The following is a 4,228-nucleotide window of genomic DNA, read 5'->3' on the forward strand; positions in this document are numbered from 1 at the left end:
GACCGCTCAATTTACCGACACGTTCGTCGTTGTTGATGTCCTATCTTTTTCGACCTGCGTGTCGATTGGCTGCTTGCAAGGGGCTGAGATATATCCTTTCACGTGGAAGGATGAGAGATCTGGTCAGTATGCGAAAGCATGACCTATGATCGGGAGCGTAGTGCGGGAAATCCGCATGCTGCGTTCTGAGGAGGGGCCTACTGGAGCGATCTGGTGGGTCTACTCACCCCGGGGCCCTGCCTCAGTCATCCCCTCGACTGTTACCCCGTTGCACAACCAAGCCAAGTACTGTAAGAAGGGCGAGCCTTGAAACAATATGCGGATGACCTTCAACTTCAGGAAATACTCATGTTTCGTACTTTGTCAGCGACCGTTATTTTCCCGCTCATGCTCTCGAGCCAAACCATTCACGCTAACGCATACAAAACTTGCGCTGCCATTCGCGGCAACGGTGACCGGATTGTCGCGCATTTTGGTGCCATGGGGCGCTACCATGAATCCTATCCGGCCTTCGACGGCATCGCCGGCGGAAGCTCTGGCAGCATTAGTTCGTTTCTATATGAATCCATGCGCATGAATTCCCTCATGACAACATGCTCGGGGCATGCCTGCAGTCCATCCGAGGAGCGTCTACGGCTCTCCTTTATGTTAAAGTCCATGTTGGGTTACATTGAAGCCTATAAGGAGACAGAAGAAGTTCAGGCCCTGCTCTTTACGATTGAGACTCTCCAGGAGTTGAAGCGCAAGGTTCAAGACAAAAGTTTCGGCCAAGTGGTCGAAACTGACCCCGAAGCCGCCTGGCACCAGCTGGAAATTGCGCTTTCCCGACCGGAGTTCCGAGGCCTCGTAAATCCCGATCTGATCACGCTATTTCAAACTTCAGGCAACCTGCGTTTCCATCTTAAAGAGCTGCAAAATAACCTTGCGAATTTTGGCAATTGGAAAGCAGAGAGCCCGACTGTTTTCTTCTTTCCAGGCTTTATCAATTGGAAGGAGTTCGCGCGCCGCATCGGCCGCATTGCGGATTTCTATGCCGGCTATGGCGCGTCCTATCCCGCCGCGGCGGTGGATCAGGTTCTCAGCCAGTGCGCTGAACCCATGCGTGGCAAAGAGTGGCCAGAGCCTGTCGCCTTCGGTAACACGACCTGTCAGAAGCGGTGGCAGGAGTTGATCGGCTCGTACCGAACGCAGAACAACGCCGACCCCACAGGCCCTCATCGGATCGACGACCGCATCGGCAAGGGTATGATGACCCTGGCTTCCACATCCGTTCTCGTGGGCCCAGCTAACCTTGCAGCCTTCCGCGCTGCGTACGCCCGATATCATGAGGGTGCCTATCCCGATTTTCATCCCGTTTTCAGCGAGATCCGGGTGGGTTACTTTGGTCGCGACAGCGATCTGGCCCGAATCAAAAGAAACGAACAGGGTTATACAGACTCGAGAACGCAGCGCTTCGAGCCTCTTGGTGAAAAAGCCTGGACAGATATTATTTCCGTTTCCCCGGCAGAACCTGGCCTTTCCGAAATACGCCGCGTGGACGATCAATATTATTCTTTGGGAGGTTGGATTGATCTCAGCCCGACCTTGGTTCTGAGGAATGCAGGATGTGATGAGGTAGTCTACTTCACGAGGTATGTGAGCCAGGATCAGTCCGGTTTCGCCCGTGACGTGGTAAAACTTCTTGGCGCAAGCGACAGCGAAGTGGAGCAGACGATCGGCGCGAACTCCAACGTAACGCCAAAGCCTTCCTTCATCCTGAGCAACGAAGAAGCGAGCGGTGTCTGGTGCACGGATTGGGATGCACCTGCCATGGGGGATTTTGAGGGCCTCTTTCGCACAGGTTTTAAAGGCACGTTCTATACAGACAGCGTGACGTTTACTGACACTGCAGAACGCTACGCGGGCATCCAAAAAAGCCGTGGTAAAGATTCCTGCATCAGAGACTGACCAGCGGCCCCTCGCCCAACTTCGGGGCAGCGACTCACCTTGTGGGAGCGCCGGCGTTACTAAGAACGCCACGGCTCCTAGGGCTGAAGTAGACTTAATTTTATGGACATGGGTTCGCTCAGGATTAGGATTTTGAGCGACTGTATGTGCATGCCAGTATTTTTATGCGCGGCATCCCAATTGGCCAAGCGGGAGATGCCTGAAATTGCTCCTGTGTTTCATGAATAACGAATATATTCCCAGTCGTCCATCCAGGCAATCCCCATAAGCTTCTTGCGATTGCCTTTCATTACAAAGACATAGTCGGCCCGTCTGCTGACGAGATATTCTGCAAAGTCTTTGGTGCCATGAAGTGCGTCGGCAGTCACAATCTTGCCACGAATATTAAGGCCATCCAACAGAGGTTTAATTTCATGAATCTCACTGCCTTTATGATCAACTTGCCTATCCCCAGGTGCAACGCCCCTTCCATGGGTAACTGCCAATAGAAAATGTAATTGTTTGTTACTCCTATCCCTCGAAGCTTTTTAGTGTCTTGCCATCGACGGCAAGGGCATGATACTCAGTGCTTCCATCGAACCAACCGTAGACATGGCGCTGAAAATCAGCAAGTTTAATTTTCGAAAACGTTTTCCGAATTGTCGACTCATCGGGGTGAGTGTCTCGCAAATTGCCCAAATTTTTTAGTTTGGAAAGAGGTTGTGCGCAGATCCACTCAGCAATTTGAACGAAACCTTGAGCTCCGGACATCATAGCGCAAGCAGTGGAATTGAGGAGAAATGAAAGTGTATATCGCTTTCCTCGAAGATTTCGAGTGTCATCAGTTATACCAAAGATGTCTGCCAACGAGAGTGCGTAAACTAATTTATGTATGTCTGCCAGCATTATAGTGTCCTCCCGAATAGGAACTGAAGCTACCCGGATTCCGTGGAGTCATCTGATAAAATGCAATCATGAGGATAGGGAGCCAGTGAAGCCAGAAAAGTCCGTTAAATCAAAAGGTAAACGTCGCCCGTTTTCCCCGAGTTCAAATATGAAGCAGTCCGTCTTGCTCAAAGCCCTGGCCAATCCACAGCGTTACATACGGCCGTGCGACCATCGTAAATGATAGGGCTCGCGAATTGAGGCATTCGAGATCAAAGAGGCGACTGCCGCAGTTTGGAATCGCAATCCCACACGATTTGTCTGGGGTGGATAACGCCTCGAAGAAAAAGAAGGCGGCTTCGTCTCCATGCCTTGGCGAAATCCGGCGCTGCACAAAAGTGGCGGTAAAAGCGAAGCAGGAATGGTCACGATCGAGTCGAATGACCCACTAGTCCGTACTCACACCCTTTACGCGATCTCCAATTTCGAAGTGGACGGCTTTAACACGAGACTCGCTAATCTCCCATAGATTTCGGGATGAATCTTCATACATGGTGTATTCGGTCAGAATTGACGGCGAAAACTTTACTGTATTGAACGTTAAATTCTCAGGATCAAAAACAGAGAATGCCTCTTCCAGCCGAGTCGGAATCCAAATACGCCCTGCTTTGTCGAAAAGGATCGATGGATTGACGTAGGTATCAAGCGGCAATCCTTTCCGCGGGAACACCTGCCAGTCTTTTTCACCCCAAAATGCTACTTTTTCCTGAGACCAGAGCCAAATGAGGCCAGACGGCGAGAGGCCGACCGAACGTCCCTCGAACCAGTCATCGTCATCCGGTTTTTGAAAAAGGCCATTCGTCAGCATGGAGTGCCGGAAAAGATCAACGCAGACAAGTCAGGGTCCAACGCCGCCGGTCTCAAGACTTTCAATCACGAACACTCCACTGACATTGAGCTCCGGCAGGTGAAATATCTCAATAACCTTATCGAGCAGGATCACAGGCGGGTGAGGCAAAGGACAAGGCCCATGCTGGGCTTTAAAACCTTCATGTCGGCTGCGAAGACCATCGCGGGAATCGAGATGATGGTCATGATCAAAAAAGGCCAGCTGGACATCCAGGGTTCCACTCCAAAGGGGCAGCTTTATGCCCTCGCCGGATAACTGCGTCCAGGGAATGATCCCTTCAAAAACTCACTTCAGCCTCGGAAATGTTTGCGACAGACCCGTCGTGTGTCAGGGCCCCGGAAAGAATGCTTAGGAATTAATCAACCAACTAATATTGTTGACTAAAAGCCGCCTCCTGGGAGATGCAATCCTCCTCCTGAGGAGGTTTTTTCAATGCAATGTGACATACGGCTGGTCTTTTCCCTGGCTGATCAATTCGAGGCGAGTGCTGACTTCAGAAGCTCACGT

At 51.2% G+C, this 4,228-nt stretch carries 5 protein-coding genes; 2 read left to right on the forward strand and 3 right to left on the reverse strand.

Annotated elements, in window-relative coordinates; all coding sequences use genetic code 11:
• Positions 1-348: 348 nt before the first annotated feature.
• Positions 349-1,947: a hypothetical protein gene (locus VE954_RS11380; RefSeq protein WP_324952762.1), complete on the forward strand. Its 1,599-nt coding sequence runs from the start codon at positions 349-351 to the stop codon at positions 1,945-1,947.
• A 218-nt stretch (positions 1,948-2,165) separates the two neighbouring features.
• Here VE954_RS11380 and VE954_RS11385 read toward each other — a convergent pair whose 3' ends face one another.
• From VE954_RS11385 to VE954_RS11395, 3 genes are all read right to left on the reverse strand, one after another.
• Positions 2,166-2,432, reverse strand: coding sequence for a transposase (locus VE954_RS11385; RefSeq protein WP_324952764.1), 267 nt, complete (start codon positions 2,430-2,432; stop codon positions 2,166-2,168).
• Between the two features lie 25 nt (positions 2,433-2,457).
• Positions 2,458-2,832 (reverse strand): transposase family protein, encoded by a 375-nt coding sequence (locus VE954_RS11390; protein ID WP_324952766.1) that lies wholly within the window; start codon positions 2,830-2,832, stop codon positions 2,458-2,460.
• Positions 2,833-3,259: 427 nt separating this feature from the next.
• Positions 3,260-3,679, reverse strand: a complete 420-nt coding sequence (locus VE954_RS11395) for a hypothetical protein (RefSeq protein WP_324952768.1) — start codon at positions 3,677-3,679, stop codon at positions 3,260-3,262.
• Positions 3,680-3,682: 3 nt separating this feature from the next.
• Between VE954_RS11395 and VE954_RS11400 the strand changes: the two genes are divergently transcribed.
• Positions 3,683-3,976 (forward strand): DDE-type integrase/transposase/recombinase, encoded by a 294-nt coding sequence (locus VE954_RS11400; protein WP_324952770.1) that lies wholly within the window; start codon positions 3,683-3,685, stop codon positions 3,974-3,976.
• The last annotated feature ends 252 nt before the right edge of the window (positions 3,977-4,228 follow it).

This window comes from Oligoflexus sp., from assembly GCF_035638955.1.
In the GTDB taxonomy this organism is placed as follows: domain Bacteria; phylum Bdellovibrionota_B; class Oligoflexia; order Oligoflexales; family Oligoflexaceae; genus Oligoflexus.